This window comes from Paenibacillus sp. 01T443 (genome assembly GCF_056398325.1).
In genome coordinates this window covers 53,301-67,145 of the sequence record NZ_JBFTPE010000005.1, presented here as the reverse complement: position 1 = coordinate 67,145, position 13,845 = coordinate 53,301, and the positions used below count along the sequence as shown (strand labels likewise).

The window sequence follows — 13,845 nt, the reverse complement described above, 5'->3', positions numbered from 1 at the left end:
ATAATGAAGGAGACAATATGACTTTTAACGATTTAAAGCTTACCCCCGCGATTTTGAAAGCGTTGGGTAAAGAGAACTATACGGCGCCGACACCGATACAGGAGCAGGCGATTCCGGTGGTGCTGGCAGGCAGAGACTTATTTGGCTGCGCGCAAACAGGAACAGGGAAGACGGCCGCGTTCGCCCTGCCGATTGTTCAATTATTAACTGAGCAGCAAAGCAAGCCGGGGCGGGTACGCCGTACGCGTTCCTTGATTTTAACCCCAACCAGAGAGCTGGCTCTCCAAATTGCGGATAACATCAAGGCATACGGCCAATTTACCGATCTGCGCTGCTTGGCCATTGTAGGCGGCGTTTCACAGAAGGTACAGGAGCGTGCGCTTGAGCAAGGCGCAGATATTATTATTGCTACGCCAGGCAGACTGATCGATTTAATTAATCAGAAGTTTGTTGATCTGCAAGCTGTTCAAATTTTGGTGCTGGATGAAGCAGACCGGATGCTGGATATGGGCTTTATCAACGATGTGAAGAAAATCATTGCAAAAATGCCGAGCAAAAAACAAACCTTGTTTTTCTCAGCCACCATGCCTCCGGAAATATCCAAGCTCGTCAAAACGCTGCTGGTTAATCCCGTAAAGGTGGAGGTTACGCCAGCTTCTACAACAGTGGAGCGAATCGAGCAATCGGTTTATTTTGTAGAGAAAGCAAGCAAGCAGGGCTTATTGAATGAACTGCTGAAGGATAAGTCGATCACATCGGCGCTTGTCTTTACCCGCACCAAGCATGGCGCGGACCGCGTCGTTCGCGGGCTGACTAAAGTGAATGTTACCGCTCAAGCCATTCATGGCAATAAGTCACAAAACTCCCGCCAGAACGCACTTCTTAATTTCAGAAGCGGCGCAACGAGAGTGCTGGTAGCGACCGATATCGCAGCAAGAGGAATCGATATTGATGAGCTGTCGCATGTGATCAACTTCAACCTGCCTAACATTCCAGAAACCTACGTGCACCGTATTGGGCGTACCGGCAGGGCTGGACTGAGCGGGATCGCGATCTCTTTCTGCGAGACAGAAGAGCGGCCGTACTTGAAGGATATTGAGAAAAAAATTAAAAAAACGATTCCCGTAGCCGTGGATCATTCTGATTCAATGCTGACCATATAGGTAACGACGATAGGCACACTGGAATACAATATTAGAACTAGGGGTGATCATTTGAGAAAGCAAAAGCCAATGTCATTTGAAGATCTGCTCAAGGAATTGCAAGGTCAAAAAGATGTGCAGGAGGATCCTAGCCATATCTCACTCGAAGCGTTGTTTCATGAATCGTTCATGAGCAAGCATTCCAGCTTTAACAGCTTCGATGCGTTTCTGGAGAAGGGTAACTTCCAAGTGAAGACGCGCGAGGATATTAAGGACATTCCGGATGAGTTTTTTGACCGGCATGTAGCTCGGGAGACGGATTTCCCGAACTGGCAGACGATGCTGGATACAGCGACTTCGGAGTATTCGAGCAAGTAACTTTCATGTAAAAAAAGGGTCAGAGCAGCCTTGGCAAGAGGCGGCACTGGCCTTTTTTGTGTTTCGGGCGGCTCCGCGCGTGTTTAAGTTAATAAGACTACTTATTTCGCAAACGAATACAGAAACCTACAAGAGGAGTTGGCATGATGGGGAGACGAAAAAAAGCTTATGTATCGCGCAGCGTGGGACTGCTTTTATTGATCATATTTGGCTTAACATTCATCGTATCAGCGTCCAATCCCAATTCACCCGAGGGATTTCTTATTATTGCGCATCGCGGAGCATCCGGCCATGAGGCTGAAAATACGATGGCTGCCTTCGAGGAGGCCGAGCGTCTAGGCTCTGACTTCATCGAATTCGATGTGCAGCTGAGCAAGGATAGAAAGCTCGTCGTCATCCATGACGATACGGTAGATCGAACGACAGTGCATACAGGTGCCGCAGACGATTATACGCTGGGCGAGCTGGAGGATATGGATGCAGGGAAAAGCTCAAGCAGCGATAAGAAGGACGAGAAGATCTTGCCCTTACAGGATGTCATGGACCGTTTTGCCAGAAAAATGGCGATGCTGATCGAGATTAAGGATTCGAAGCTCTATCCAGGCATTGAAGAGCAGGTAGCTGAGGTTGTGCGTAGTTACGAGCAGCGTTTGAATAGTACTGGCTTAGAAGGCACAAGGCATTTAAAGGGCATAGGAGAAATCGAGAACAGCGCAGGCATCATCATTCAATCCTATGATTTCGAATCGACGCGTCTCATTCACAACCTGCTGCCGAACATTCCCGTCGCTGCGCTTATCCATGAGGATCAGCATCCTTTATCGGATGATACGCTCGATGCGCTGGCATCGTTCACAGCTTACATTCATTATCCGCAGGAGCTGCTAGATGAGCAGATCGTCCAGAGGATCCATGACCGGAACCGTAAGGTGATTGCTTGGACGATTCAGAACGATGAGGATATGGAGCGGATGAAGAAGCTTGGGGTGGATGGGGTGATTACGGATTATCCGGGGTGAGGGGGGATAAAATGAAGGTATTCGTGGCCTCGCGGGTATAGTTCGCAACTTCGGGAAAGTTGGGACTTCCGGTCACTGTTGTCTCCTGATTTCTTTCATTTTACCAATGCATGTGGTTGAAATCCGGAGACAAAGGCGAACGCTGACGCTCCTCCAGTTCCAAACCTCCCCTTCGTTCCAACTCCCCTAGTTGTTCAATTCTTAAATCATTTTATATGGGTGAGTTCCAGAATATGGTACGATTATTAAAAAGATCGTATGGCGAGGTGCTCGTTTATGAGAGTATTATTTTGCTCCCATGTGTTGGTGCCTGATCAGATTGATTTGGAGAAATTTTATAGAAGTTTGAAAGAGCGGATGGGAGAGCAGTTTAAAACTTGCCTGGAGGTAATTTTCATGATAGTGGTTCAATGCACAAAGATGCTCGCTGCTGAGCTTCAAGTACCGTTATCCGCGGTGCAGCCAAGCTTTGATAAATCGATATATGGCTGGCATGCACATTTATTTATATGCAAACGGAAAAAATGCGTTTTGATTATGAACAATGAATCCAGATATAACTTTGTTATTTATGGATTAGTGAAGGCTGATTTTAAGCGTTTGGATCAATTAATTATAGAGCACATACAAGAGAATTTGCGTCTAGACGGGGCAAATCAACAATTTATAGATAAATACATAAACGGGATTACAGGAATCGACTATACTCCAACCAGTAATAGAAGCATTATTAGTCAAATCAATGAGATGATCATGGTTGCGGGGGATGAACTGGAGCATAACTTGTATCATTTTAATGATCCGAGGCCAGAGGACGTTAACCGGATGATGAACAAATACGTTTTTTTGCAATTGCCGCTTACTTATTCTGGTGAGACGATGTTGCAGTCGTTGGGGAAGTTAGGGAATGGAATATAGTCTGATTGAATTAAAGAAGAGCGAGTGGGTTTTTAAAAGTATTGAGGTGGTGTTTTTATGAGCACCTTATACAGGTTAAAGTAACTGGAATATTAATCGAAGATGAAAGCATTCCGTTGCTAAAGCATAAACTAAATGCTGACCGTGGATGGTCATTGCCTGGTGGGAGAGCAGAGCAAGGAGAAACTCTAGATGAAGCAATTTAAAGAGAAATACAGAAGAAACCGGACTCTTTTATTCGGAGGATGGAATCGAGTACCTCGAAGCCACGGGCAGCCCATTGTGCGCGAAGATGCAGAGTAGCCGATCCGTTCATAGAGGATCCTAAAACGTTGGCGCTGCTAATGTGAAAAAGACTCCTCAAAAGAAAAACATTCCATTTGATAGTTTAGATGTTATAATTTTCTTATTTAAGACAGCAATATAATGAATCTTCGGAGTGAAACGACGTGCCAAACATAATTCTTCCAGATACCTTGTATCATGGAACACTGCTTTCAAAATTACCAGAATTCCGTGTTAAAGTAATCAATGCTGAGAAGTGGATAGTTAAGCATAAAGATAAAGTTCAACGACGTGACTTTGGTTTCGGCTTGTATACCTCGACTGATTTTGAACGTGTTGCGAGATTTGTTCGAAGCAAAATAGAGGCCAACCATCATTTACACGATGAAAGGCCATGTATATTGGAACTGAAGGTTATTAAAGAAGAGAAATTTGCATCAGTATTTGCTGATTCTGTGATACACTTAGGGATAAGCAGGGAATGGTCTGAGTGTATTTTCCATCATCGATATGAAAATGAACTCGAAGCCAATCCTGAAGGTCACCCTTCTTTAATTGTGGGCCCTATCGCAGACAATTCGTTTAAAAAGGTGCTGTCTAGTTTAAAAAGAATGATAGCGGCAAAACTGGAAGGTAGGAAGCACTTATCCGAGCAAGAACGAACCGAATTACTTACGTGGTTTCAAGACGAGATCATACACAATAAAGAAAGGATTAGGCTTCCTTTCGCTGAACTAAACCAACAAATTGTTTTTTTAAATGACGAGTCTCAAGTTTTAAGACTTGTTAGATATTATACCTATAACGAAATAACCGAAGGGTGGGAGATACATTATGAGTACCCGGAATTTGTTGTATGACGAACTAGATGACTTTAGTAAGAACGTTATTGATGAGTTGGAGAGTCTTACAAAAGACCGTGATGAAGCTCTTCGTATCTATAATCTATACCTGCCGGTTTTGAAGCTTCTTGAAGAAGGTTACTTAGAGGATGAATCTTTTTATGCTGAGCAATTTTTTGAAGCTTACGAAGAGGGATACACACCTGAAAAATGGATTGATAAAATATATTCTTTGCGAGGCAGAAAAATTGACCCATCGATGGTAGAATATCGGAATACCGTACAGGAACTCTCTGCAGCACGTGATATTTTTATGATTCCACCTGTCGGATCGCTGACAAATGTTGTTCAATCTTGCGATCTTTTATTACAAAATATAAAACCCCTAAAATATTCATCTGAGATTTATAATTATTTATTGCCTTCAAATCGATCATACTTGCAACATATAAACGACCCTGCTATTCCATATGCAAACATTGTGGAAATTCCTAAAAAATCTTATATACCGAAGTAATTTTACTCACCTGAAGTTATTTCCAGCAGTTAAATAGACGCTTAATGAAAACTTAGCCCGTTTTGGTGCTAAGTTTTTTTACTTTATACGAACAACCATTCCCTGACACAGCTGTGTCCAAACGATATGTTACATTCTTATCAATAGTCCAATAGGAGAGGATGCTGCATATGAGTACAACCATTCTAACGACAACTGCATGGAATAAAGAGAAAGAGCAGCGCTCCAAACTTCATAAGTTAAGACAAAAGTTATCTGGCGGTGCAGAGCCATTTACTGTAGATGAAGAAGAATTTCCATTAGAAAGACTGACTGATGGAGATCTAAAATGCTGAGCAGAACTTCAAATCAAAAAAAATAGGCAATGCAATCTTGGGTTCAACCTCGCAGCACGCGGGGTTGAGCCCTTTTCTGAGTGCTTTCCTCCTGTTAGATTTCTTCCTTCGTCCCATTGTGATTTCCTCCATCATTTATTAATGAGGTTTTCTCAGTGTCCATCTTTTCGTGGCAAGGCTAGTCCACTATCCATTTTGTCCAGCGAGTTTTAAACGGCAAACTGCCGGTGAATAAATACCTTAACGTATTGTTATCGATGTTTAGTCTTCGTTATATAATCCGTCATCCTGAATCTGTATATTTGTATTGAAAGCGCATACAAAAAAGTTCATTCGGGAGGGTTATGGATGAGAATGTTCAGAAAACGCTGGCTGGGTCAGGGATTAAGTATCGTACTTGCTGCAACGATGCTGGCAGCGTGCTCGAACGGCGGACAAACAAGCAATACGGCAGCGGGTAAAGAGAACACGTCGACAGATAAAGTGAATAACGCCGCGCCGGCCGCAAAACCGTTTGAAGGCAAAAGTATCACGTTAGTAACCGCGAACCACCCTTGGGGAGATGCGATTAAACCATTCATTCCTGAGTTTGAGGCTGAGACGGGAATGAAAGTAAAAGTTGAAAGTTATTTTGAAGACCAGTTGACACAGAAGCTTACAGTCCAGTTCACCACGGGCTCTAATACGCCGGACGTGTTCATGTATCGTCCACTCCAAGAGGGCAAGCTGTTCTTCAAGAACGGCTGGGTACATCCTTTGGATGAATACGTGAATAAAGATCCCGAATACGATTTCGCCGACTTGTCCAAATCAGCTGTCGGATCGGCGACCGTTGATGGAAAGGTGGCCGGCATTCCGATCATTACAGAGCAGGAAATCTTATACTACCGCAAGGATCTGCTGGAAGCGGCAGGGATCGCGGTTCCGAAAACGATTGATGAATTGGTTGCGGCGGTTAAACAGCTTCATGACCCTGGAAAAGAAATGTACGGTTTCGTAGCCAGGGGACAGCGTTCGCCGCTAGTCACGCAAGTCTCTTCATTCTTGTTTTCTGAAGGCGGAGATTTCACGAACGGAGATAAGGCGGCAATCAATACGCCGGAAGCGATTAAAGCTTTTACGACCTACGGTACCTTATTGAAGGATTACGGCCCTCCAGGCGTACTTAACATGTCATGGCCGCAAGCGATCGGCATATTCGCGCAAGGCAAGGTAGCTTTCTATACGGACGCGAACTCGATTTATAAGAACGCAACGGATCCTACAAAGTCGCAAATTGCCGATAAAATAGGATTTGCACCGTTCCCGGCCGGTTCGGCCGGCTCCAAACCGTATAACATTACTTCATGGGGACTGGCCATGAATGCGAATGCAGTCAACAAGGAAGCGGCATGGGCATTCATTGAGTGGGCGACTGGCAAGGAAATGGTCCTGAAAACCCAGCAGGCAGGCAATCCTGGAGCCCGTTCTTCGGTATGGGATAACCCTGAGGGTACAACCGGATTTCCGTCCGAGTTGGTAGATGTCATCAAAGAAAGTGTGAAGGGCGGCGTCGACCATGACCGTCCGACCGTCATCAATGTCGGTGAAGCACGCGATGCAGTAGGCGAGATCGTTCAGCAGATCATGACTGGTGAGACGAACATTCAATCAGTTGCTGATAAAGCGAATGAGGCCTTGCAAGTGATTATCGATAACGAAAAAACAAAATAAAGGCGAATCGGCCTAACCATCAAAAGGGTCATTCCGTGGCCCTTTTGATTTATGATTTTGATCTGGGGGGAAGGGGAGTTCCATATGCAGTACAACTGGTTTGATCGAAATTTAAAATGGATCTATACGATGCCTGCAGTAATATTCGTGTTAGTCATGATGGTATTCCCAATTCTGTATACCGTACGGATAAGCTTCTTTGAGTGGAGTATGTCAGCCATTACGCCTCCAAAGTGGGTTGGGCTCGACAACTACATGACGCTTTTGAAGGATACCCGGTTCTGGGGGGCGGCACGCTCCACGATGTATTTTACGGTTGCGGCGCTTGCTGTTGAAGTTGTGTTAGGGGTTGCGATTGCTTTACTGCTTACCCGGGATTTCCGAGGTAAAAATATGGTGAAAACGGTCTTCCTTCTGCCTATGGTGGCTACCCCGGTTGCGATGGGGCTGGTATGGCAGTTGATTTATGAGCCGACGATCGGCGCGGCCAACATGATATTGAAAGCAGTCGGACTGAAGCCGCAGCTGTGGCTCGCTTCCCCCGATCAGGCCATTTCTTCGCTCATTGTTGTTGACGTCTGGCAGTGGACGCCGATGATCGCCCTGATTATCATGGCAGGGCTGGCTACGATTCCAACCGACCCCTATGAAGCAGCTGACGTCGACGGGGCAGGCAGATGGAGAAAGTTCATTTCGATTACGCTGCCGCTATTAAAGCCAACAATTATGGTTGCTGCGATGCTGCGCTTGATCGATGTATTAAAAACATTTGATATTATTTATGCGACAACGCAGGGCGGGCCTAATCTGGCTACCGAGACGTTGAACATTTACGGTTATGTATTAGGTTTTCAATACTTTAAGCTGGGGATGGCATCCTCGCTTCTTGTCCTATTCTTCGCGTTGGTCATGGGGTTGACGATCGTAATGATCTGGATGCGCAAAAGAATGGAGGGGCGTCATGAATAAGCAAAAGAAGGCATCAAATCTGATTTTCGGCGGTTTAACCATTATGGTGCTGCTATTATTCGCCTTTCCTTTCTTCTGGATGCTGCTGGCTTCTTTCAAAACGCAGGGGCAAATCATGTCGACGGATCAGCTGTTTGTGTTTAAGCCTACGATGAACAATTACACGGATGTATTCAAGGAATATGATTTTCTGAAATACATTTTCAATAGTTTCGTAGTCGCGCTTGGATCGACGCTATTCGCCCTGCTGCTTGGGCTGCCGGCCGCTTACGCAATCGCCAGACATAACCTTCACAAGTTAGGGCTTGTCATTCTCGTAGCCCGGATTATTCCCGGAATCACCTTCTTGATCCCCTGGTTTATCCTATTTTCGAAGCTTGAGCTGATAGACACATTCCCGTCTTTGATGCTCAGTCATATGCTCGTGGGACTGCCATTCATTATTTGGATCATGATTTCTTTCTTCGAAGCGCTTCCTACCGAAATCGAGGAATCGGGTTTGATTGACGGTTGTACGCGTCATCAAGTTTTTATGCGAATCATTTTACCGATTTCCGGCCCTGGTATTATTACGTCGTCCCTGCTTTCGTTCATTTTCTCATGGAATAACTTTATGTTTTCCATCATTCTTGCCGGTGATAAAACGAAGCCGCTTCCGGTGGCGGTATTCAATTTCATGTCCTATTCGGAAATCAATTGGGGCGGGCTAATGGCTGCAGCATGTATTATCACCCTTCCCGTACTCATAATCGCACTGCTTGCACAGCGTTATGTCGTCAGCGGTTTGGCGGCCGGCGCCGTGAAGGGCTAGACGCCCTTTGTATGAATTAAGGTTGTTCCTTTGGCATATTTTTCTGCCGGAGGGACAACCTTTTTTCAAAATATAGGAAATGTCAAAAGTTTAACGTCTAATGTTTATTTACTTTACGAATGGTTATGGATGTTAAGTATTAGTTATAGCAGAAACATACGTGCTCAGGTAATGTTATGATTATCGAATCGCGACAAGGAGGACATATCTATGAAGCGATTTCGCAGACTCTGTATGCTTACGGTAATCTGGGCTCTATTGGTTTCCGTTTTGACGTCAGGGTGTACAGGCATTTCCTATTCCGGAGATAAAAGGGGAGAGTTAGCGCAGCCATTTCAAGGTAAAACCATAACGCTGGTAACGGCTAATCATCCTTGGGCGGATGCGATCAGGCCGCTCCTTCCCGAATTTGAAGCCGCAACGGGCATGAACGTGATCGTTCAAGGATATTTCGAGGACCAGCTGACCCAGAAGCTTACGCTGCAGCTGACAACGGGTTCCGAAACGCCCGATGTATTTATGTACCGCCCATTGCAGGAAGGGAAGCTTTTTTATAAAAACGGTTGGCTGGAGCCGCTCGATGACTATGCTCGAAAGGACGCTGAGTACGCGTACACCGATTTTTCAGCCGCAGCCATCCGCTCCGCAACCGTAGATAGAAAGCTTGCCGGTATTCCGGTCATTACGGAGCAGGGAATCTTATACTACCGGAAAGATCTTTTGCAGAAGGCTGGAATTCCGGTGCCGGATACGATCGAGGAGCTTGTATCCGCTGTCCGGAAGCTGCATGATCCGGGCAACGGAGTTTACGGTTTTATCGCAAGGGGCCAGCGTTCTCCTTTGGTCACTCAGGTTTCGTCTTTTCTGTATTCCGAGGGCGGCGATTTCACGAACGGGCAGAAAGCGACCATTAATACGCCGGAAGCGATGAGAGCTTTCAGCCTATATGGAAGCCTTCTAAGAGATTACGGGCCTCCGGGCGTAATCAACATGTCCTGGCCGCAAGCGAGCGCATTTTTTGCCGAAGGCAAAGCCGCCTTTTATACGGATGCAAATGCAATCTATAAAAGCGCAAGTGATCCGGCGCGTTCCAATATCGCCGAGCATATCGGATTTGCGTCCTTCCCCGCCGGTAGAAGCGGATCGAGGACCTACAATATCACATCCTGGGGATTGGCCATGAATCCAAGAGCCGTTGACAAAGAAGCAGCGTGGGCTTTTATCCGGTGGGCGACCAGTAAAGAGATCGTGCTTCAAACGCAGCGCAAAGGGAATCCGGGTGCCCGTAATTCCGTTTGGAACATGCAAGGGGGTACGGAAGGGTTCCCGAAAGAGATGGTCGAGGTTATCAAACAATACGGCGTCGGCGGTGTAGACCACGACCGTCCTACCGTCGTCAACGTGGCGGAGGCACGGGAAACCGTCGGAGAAATCGTTCAACGCGTGATAACGGGTGCTCCCGATCTTCAACAGGCGGCGGACAAAGCAAATGCCGCGCTGCAAGCGATATTGGATAAAGAAGCGGAATGAGAAGGTGATCGTCATACGTTACAGGATATCGATATTCGGCAAGATCATCATTACGATCATTCTGCTGCTTATCCCCGTTCTGTTCTTATACAGCTACTCCAACCGGATTGCGGGAAGTGTAGTAGAGAAGCAGCTCCGCTCTTCCAATTTGAATGAATTATCGTTTTTCTTGAACCGGATGGATTCGAACATTGAAAATTTGTCCCTATTTCCGGTTATCTTAAGCTACGACCCGCACATCCGGGATTTTATCGGGGGAACCGGCGAGGCGGCCGGCAACCTGTTAAAGGCACAATCCCGCATAACGGAAAAATTGAGCCTTCAAAGCGTATCCAGCAGCTGGAGCAATGATTTGACGATCGCAATGCCGAAAGGCAAGAAGGTGCTGTCCTCTAATATTTATGTTAACGGTATCGGGAAGTGGGATTGGGACGGTCCCATCCGGAAGACATGGGTCTATGGTGAGGATTATTCCCGTGGCTCAACGATCGGCACCTTTATCCGGGAGACTAGCGAACCCGCCAATGCGGCAACCGTAGGACAAGCTGATGCGGTATTTCAGGTCCGTTTCCCGGTGGAGACCATTACGGACCTGCTGGATATTTACCGGAAGGATAAGCTCAGTGATCCCTTCCTGTATCATCCGGATTACCAGCCGATTCGGAATAGCACGCCTGACTTGCTGATCGAAGATCAGATTATCCGGAATGTGCTGAGCAGGTCCTTGACGGATGCAGGCCAAGAAACGACTGCAATCAACAATCAATCGTATTTGGTTAGTTATGTAAAGTCACGCCAGCTGGGCTGGTATTTGGTGGATTATGTTCCGGTCCAAAGGATCTTGTCTCCCATTACAACGGCACGCAATTGGTTCTACGGTTCAATCGCCTTTCTGCTTATGATCGGTGTCATTGCTTCGTTTCTGCTTTACCGTAACGTCCAGATTCCGATCCGAAAAATGATCAGAGGCGTGAAGCGGATGAGCCGGGGGGATTTATCCTCGCGTATTGAATATGAAGCAAAGAACGAATTTGATGATTTAATCAGGCCATACAATGAAATGGCCGGCCGCATTCAGGTCTTGATCGAGGATGTTTATACGGAGAAGCTGCGGTCCCGCGAAGCAACGCTAAAGCAGCTGCAGTCTCAAATAAACCCGCATTTTCTGTATAATTCGCTGTTCTTTGTTATCAATTCCGCCATGCTGGAGGATCGCGATGCGGTAATCGCAATGGCCGAAAACTTGGCTGAGTATTACCGGTACACTTCAAGGGTGGAGAATCAGCAGGTTACCCTTCGGGATGAGCTCGATTTGGTACGTCACTACCTGAATATCCATCATTTGCGGATGCAGCGTCTGGCATTCACCATAACCGTCCCTGAAGAAATGATGGATGAGCCTGTACCGCGCCTCCTGCTTCAGCCATTGGTCGAAAATGCCATCGTTCACGGGATTGAGCATCAGGTGGAGGGCGGCATTATTACGATAACAGGCGAGCAGAATGACAGGTGGAACCGGATTACCATAGCCGATAACGGAGCGGGGTTGTCTGAGTCCAGGCTGCGCCAGCTGATGATTCAACTGAATGAACCGATGACCGATGAGCTCGGATGCGGGACGTGGAACGTACACCGGCGTTTACAATATCAATTTGGCGAAGGCTCGGGATTATCGTTCAGACCAGCGCCAGGCGGAGGGCTGGAAGCCGTTCTGACATGGAACCGGACGAGCAGCTTTGCGAAAACCAGGCTGGAAAAGGAGGGAGAGCATGACTCAACTATTGATCGTGGATGACGAGGCTCATGTCGTTGACCGGTTCTCCACCACGATCGACTGGAAGGCTATTGGCGTAGAGCTGGTTTTTAAGGCCTATTCCGGACTTGAGGCCCTCACGTTCCTCAGGCAATTTTCCATCGATATCGTCATCACGGATATTAAAATGCCAGGCATGTCGGGCTTGCAATTAATCGCGGAGATCCGCCGGCTCTGGCCCAAAACAAAATGCATATTATTGTCCGGGTACTCGGATTTCAATTACGCCAAAGAGGCCATTCTGTACCAGACCGAGGATTACTTGTTGAAGCCTGTAAAAGAAGAGGATTTGCTGGCCACAGTCGAGCGGGTTCTTGCCAAGCTGGAATTGGAATGGGAGGAAGTCATCTCTAATCAGAGGCTGACTTATACTTTTAAAGAAAACCTCCCTTTGCTGAGGACGAATTTGCTCCTTGAGCTGCTTCAGGGCCGAAGATTGGAGACAGCAGCCCTGCATGACAAAATGAAGATGCTGGAGCTTTCCGATTACGAATGGCAATCTTTTTCGTTAATGGTTGTACGTTTGGACGAACTGTTTCTCCAGTCTGATCTTCAAGATCTATCCTGGAAGGAATATGCAATCGGTAATATGGTCGAAGAACTGTTCGGCGGGCGATATGCGATATGGTATGCCAAGGATGCTCATGATTATCTCGTTTTTGCGATGACGGTAAAACGAGAGGCAGTTGAGAATAACGACACGGTTTGGTTCGAGCGTACTGCGGCTGCTCTGCAAACGGCGGTGGGTACGTATCTAAAGGGTAAAATCTCCGTCATGGTCTGTCATAACGGGCGTTTCCCTTATGATTTGGCAGCGCTGTACAGTCGTTCGATTGGAGCATTCCGCAAACGGATCGGAAGCGAGCAGGAGCTGTTTATGCGGCTGGAAGACGATCGTTCGGAAGAGGGGATTGGGTCTCTGAAAAGCCTCTACGAACCGCCGGCATTGATTCATTTGCTGGAGGCAGTCAGGTGGAGTGACATCGAAGAGAAGCTTCGGATGATTTTTGACGACATGGAGGATATGGAGCCCGGTTCGCAGGAGCATCTCCTTGAGATTTACTTCACGATCGCTTCCGCCTATTCGTATATCGCGCATAAAAACGGAAGGCATTTATCGGAATTGCTAGGGGCTGAGTACGGAAAAATGACCGAGGGTCTTCCGTTTCGTTCCGTGAATCAGCTTCGCGAATGGTCGCTCAGGACGCTGCACAGGATCCGCGAAGACATGGACCGCGAGACGAAGGATTCAAGGACGAACCTGATCCAGGAAATCCATGCTTTTATTGAACAAAACGTCCAGCAGGATGTTTCGTTGCAATCGATCGCCGGTCATGTGTATCTTCATCCGGTCTATGTTTCGAAGGTGTATAAGCTGGAAACCGGAGAAAATTTAAGTGAATATGTGCAGCGTGTGCGCATGAACCAGGCGGAGTATCTTTTGAAGCACAGCGCAGTCAAAATTTTTGAAATCGCTGCTAGCCTTGGCTATCAGCGTCCGCATTCCTTTAACTATGCTTTCAAAAAAAAATTCGGCATGACCCCTCAGGAATACAGAGATCGATTCTCTTAA

General features: G+C 46.7%; 13 protein-coding genes. All 13 read left to right on the top strand.

Translation table 11 applies throughout. From position 1 onward, the window contains the following. Window positions 1-17: 17 nt before the first annotated feature. The 13 genes from AC1DLI_RS07990 to AC1DLI_RS07930 all read left to right on the top strand — a co-directional run bounded on the left by AC1DLI_RS07990 (window position 18) and on the right by AC1DLI_RS07930 (window position 13,845). Window positions 18-1,163 carry a DEAD/DEAH box helicase gene (locus tag AC1DLI_RS07990; RefSeq protein ID WP_477601287.1) on the top strand — a complete coding sequence of 382 codons (1,146 nt, stop codon included), beginning with the start codon at window positions 18-20 and terminating at the stop codon, window positions 1,161-1,163. A gap of 69 nt (window positions 1,164-1,232) precedes the next feature. Further along, a complete protein-coding gene (locus tag AC1DLI_RS07985) occupies window positions 1,233-1,520 on the top strand; it encodes a hypothetical protein (protein WP_477602325.1) in 288 nt (95 codons plus the stop codon). Between the two features lie 146 nt (window positions 1,521-1,666). Next, on the top strand, window positions 1,667-2,539 hold the full coding sequence (locus tag AC1DLI_RS07980) for a glycerophosphodiester phosphodiesterase (RefSeq protein WP_477601285.1): 873 nt from the start codon (window positions 1,667-1,669) through the stop codon (window positions 2,537-2,539). A gap of 396 nt (window positions 2,540-2,935) precedes the next feature. Next, window positions 2,936-3,457 carry a DUF6933 domain-containing protein gene (locus AC1DLI_RS07975; RefSeq protein WP_477601283.1) on the top strand — a complete coding sequence of 174 codons (522 nt, stop codon included), beginning with the start codon at window positions 2,936-2,938 and terminating at the stop codon, window positions 3,455-3,457. A gap of 449 nt (window positions 3,458-3,906) precedes the next feature. Then, complete coding sequence (locus AC1DLI_RS07970) at window positions 3,907-4,602, top strand: hypothetical protein (protein WP_477601281.1); 696 nt, start codon at window positions 3,907-3,909, stop codon at window positions 4,600-4,602. Continuing rightward, complete coding sequence (locus AC1DLI_RS07965; RefSeq protein ID WP_477601279.1) at window positions 4,577-5,101, top strand: hypothetical protein; 525 nt, start codon at window positions 4,577-4,579, stop codon at window positions 5,099-5,101. The genes AC1DLI_RS07970 and AC1DLI_RS07965 overlap by 26 nt, the downstream gene beginning before the upstream one ends. A 170-nt stretch (window positions 5,102-5,271) precedes the next feature. Then, window positions 5,272-5,436 (top strand): hypothetical protein, encoded by a 165-nt coding sequence (locus AC1DLI_RS07960; RefSeq protein WP_477601277.1) that lies wholly within the window; start codon window positions 5,272-5,274, stop codon window positions 5,434-5,436. Window positions 5,437-5,790: 354 nt separating this feature from the next. Beyond that, the gene (locus AC1DLI_RS07955; RefSeq protein WP_477602323.1) at window positions 5,791-7,149 is read left to right on the top strand and encodes an ABC transporter substrate-binding protein; all 1,359 of its coding nucleotides are present in this window, start codon (window positions 5,791-5,793) and stop codon (window positions 7,147-7,149) included. Window positions 7,150-7,233: 84 nt separating this feature from the next. Further along, window positions 7,234-8,118: a carbohydrate ABC transporter permease gene (locus AC1DLI_RS07950; RefSeq protein WP_477601275.1), complete on the top strand. Its 885-nt coding sequence runs from the start codon at window positions 7,234-7,236 to the stop codon at window positions 8,116-8,118. After that, entirely contained in the window at window positions 8,111-8,929 is an 819-nt protein-coding gene (locus AC1DLI_RS07945; RefSeq protein WP_477601273.1) for a carbohydrate ABC transporter permease, read from the top strand. The genes AC1DLI_RS07950 and AC1DLI_RS07945 overlap by 8 nt, the downstream gene beginning before the upstream one ends. A gap of 210 nt (window positions 8,930-9,139) precedes the next feature. Continuing rightward, on the top strand, window positions 9,140-10,459 hold the full coding sequence (locus AC1DLI_RS07940; RefSeq protein WP_477601271.1) for an ABC transporter substrate-binding protein: 1,320 nt from the start codon (window positions 9,140-9,142) through the stop codon (window positions 10,457-10,459). After that, a complete protein-coding gene (locus AC1DLI_RS07935; protein WP_477601269.1) occupies window positions 10,419-12,254 on the top strand; it encodes a sensor histidine kinase in 1,836 nt (611 codons plus the stop codon). The genes AC1DLI_RS07940 and AC1DLI_RS07935 overlap by 41 nt, the downstream gene beginning before the upstream one ends. After that, entirely contained in the window at window positions 12,229-13,845 is a 1,617-nt protein-coding gene (locus AC1DLI_RS07930) for a response regulator (protein WP_477601267.1), read from the top strand. The genes AC1DLI_RS07935 and AC1DLI_RS07930 overlap by 26 nt, the downstream gene beginning before the upstream one ends.

What these genes read in the sequence shown, in the direction of transcription:
- AC1DLI_RS07990 (WP_477601287.1), top strand. Translation starts at nt 18, where the DNA reads ATGACTTTTAACGATTTAAAGCTTACCCCCGCGATTTTGAAAGCGTTG.
- AC1DLI_RS07985 (WP_477602325.1), top strand. Translation starts at nt 1,233, where the DNA reads ATGTCATTTGAAGATCTGCTCAAGGAATTGCAAGGTCAAAAAGATGTG.
- AC1DLI_RS07980 (WP_477601285.1), top strand. Translation starts at nt 1,667, where the DNA reads ATGGGGAGACGAAAAAAAGCTTATGTATCGCGCAGCGTGGGACTGCTT.
- AC1DLI_RS07975 (WP_477601283.1), top strand. Translation starts at nt 2,936, where the DNA reads ATGATAGTGGTTCAATGCACAAAGATGCTCGCTGCTGAGCTTCAAGTA.
- AC1DLI_RS07965 (WP_477601279.1), top strand. Translation starts at nt 4,577, where the DNA reads ATGAGTACCCGGAATTTGTTGTATGACGAACTAGATGACTTTAGTAAG.
- AC1DLI_RS07960 (WP_477601277.1), top strand. Translation starts at nt 5,272, where the DNA reads ATGAGTACAACCATTCTAACGACAACTGCATGGAATAAAGAGAAAGAG.
- AC1DLI_RS07955 (WP_477602323.1), top strand. Translation starts at nt 5,791, where the DNA reads ATGTTCAGAAAACGCTGGCTGGGTCAGGGATTAAGTATCGTACTTGCT.
- AC1DLI_RS07950 (WP_477601275.1), top strand. Translation starts at nt 7,234, where the DNA reads ATGCAGTACAACTGGTTTGATCGAAATTTAAAATGGATCTATACGATG.
- AC1DLI_RS07945 (WP_477601273.1), top strand. Translation starts at nt 8,111, where the DNA reads ATGAATAAGCAAAAGAAGGCATCAAATCTGATTTTCGGCGGTTTAACC.
- AC1DLI_RS07940 (WP_477601271.1), top strand. Translation starts at nt 9,140, where the DNA reads ATGAAGCGATTTCGCAGACTCTGTATGCTTACGGTAATCTGGGCTCTA.
- AC1DLI_RS07935 (WP_477601269.1), top strand. Translation starts at nt 10,419, where the DNA reads ATGCCGCGCTGCAAGCGATATTGGATAAAGAAGCGGAATGAGAAGGTG.
- AC1DLI_RS07930 (WP_477601267.1), top strand. Translation starts at nt 12,229, where the DNA reads ATGACTCAACTATTGATCGTGGATGACGAGGCTCATGTCGTTGACCGG.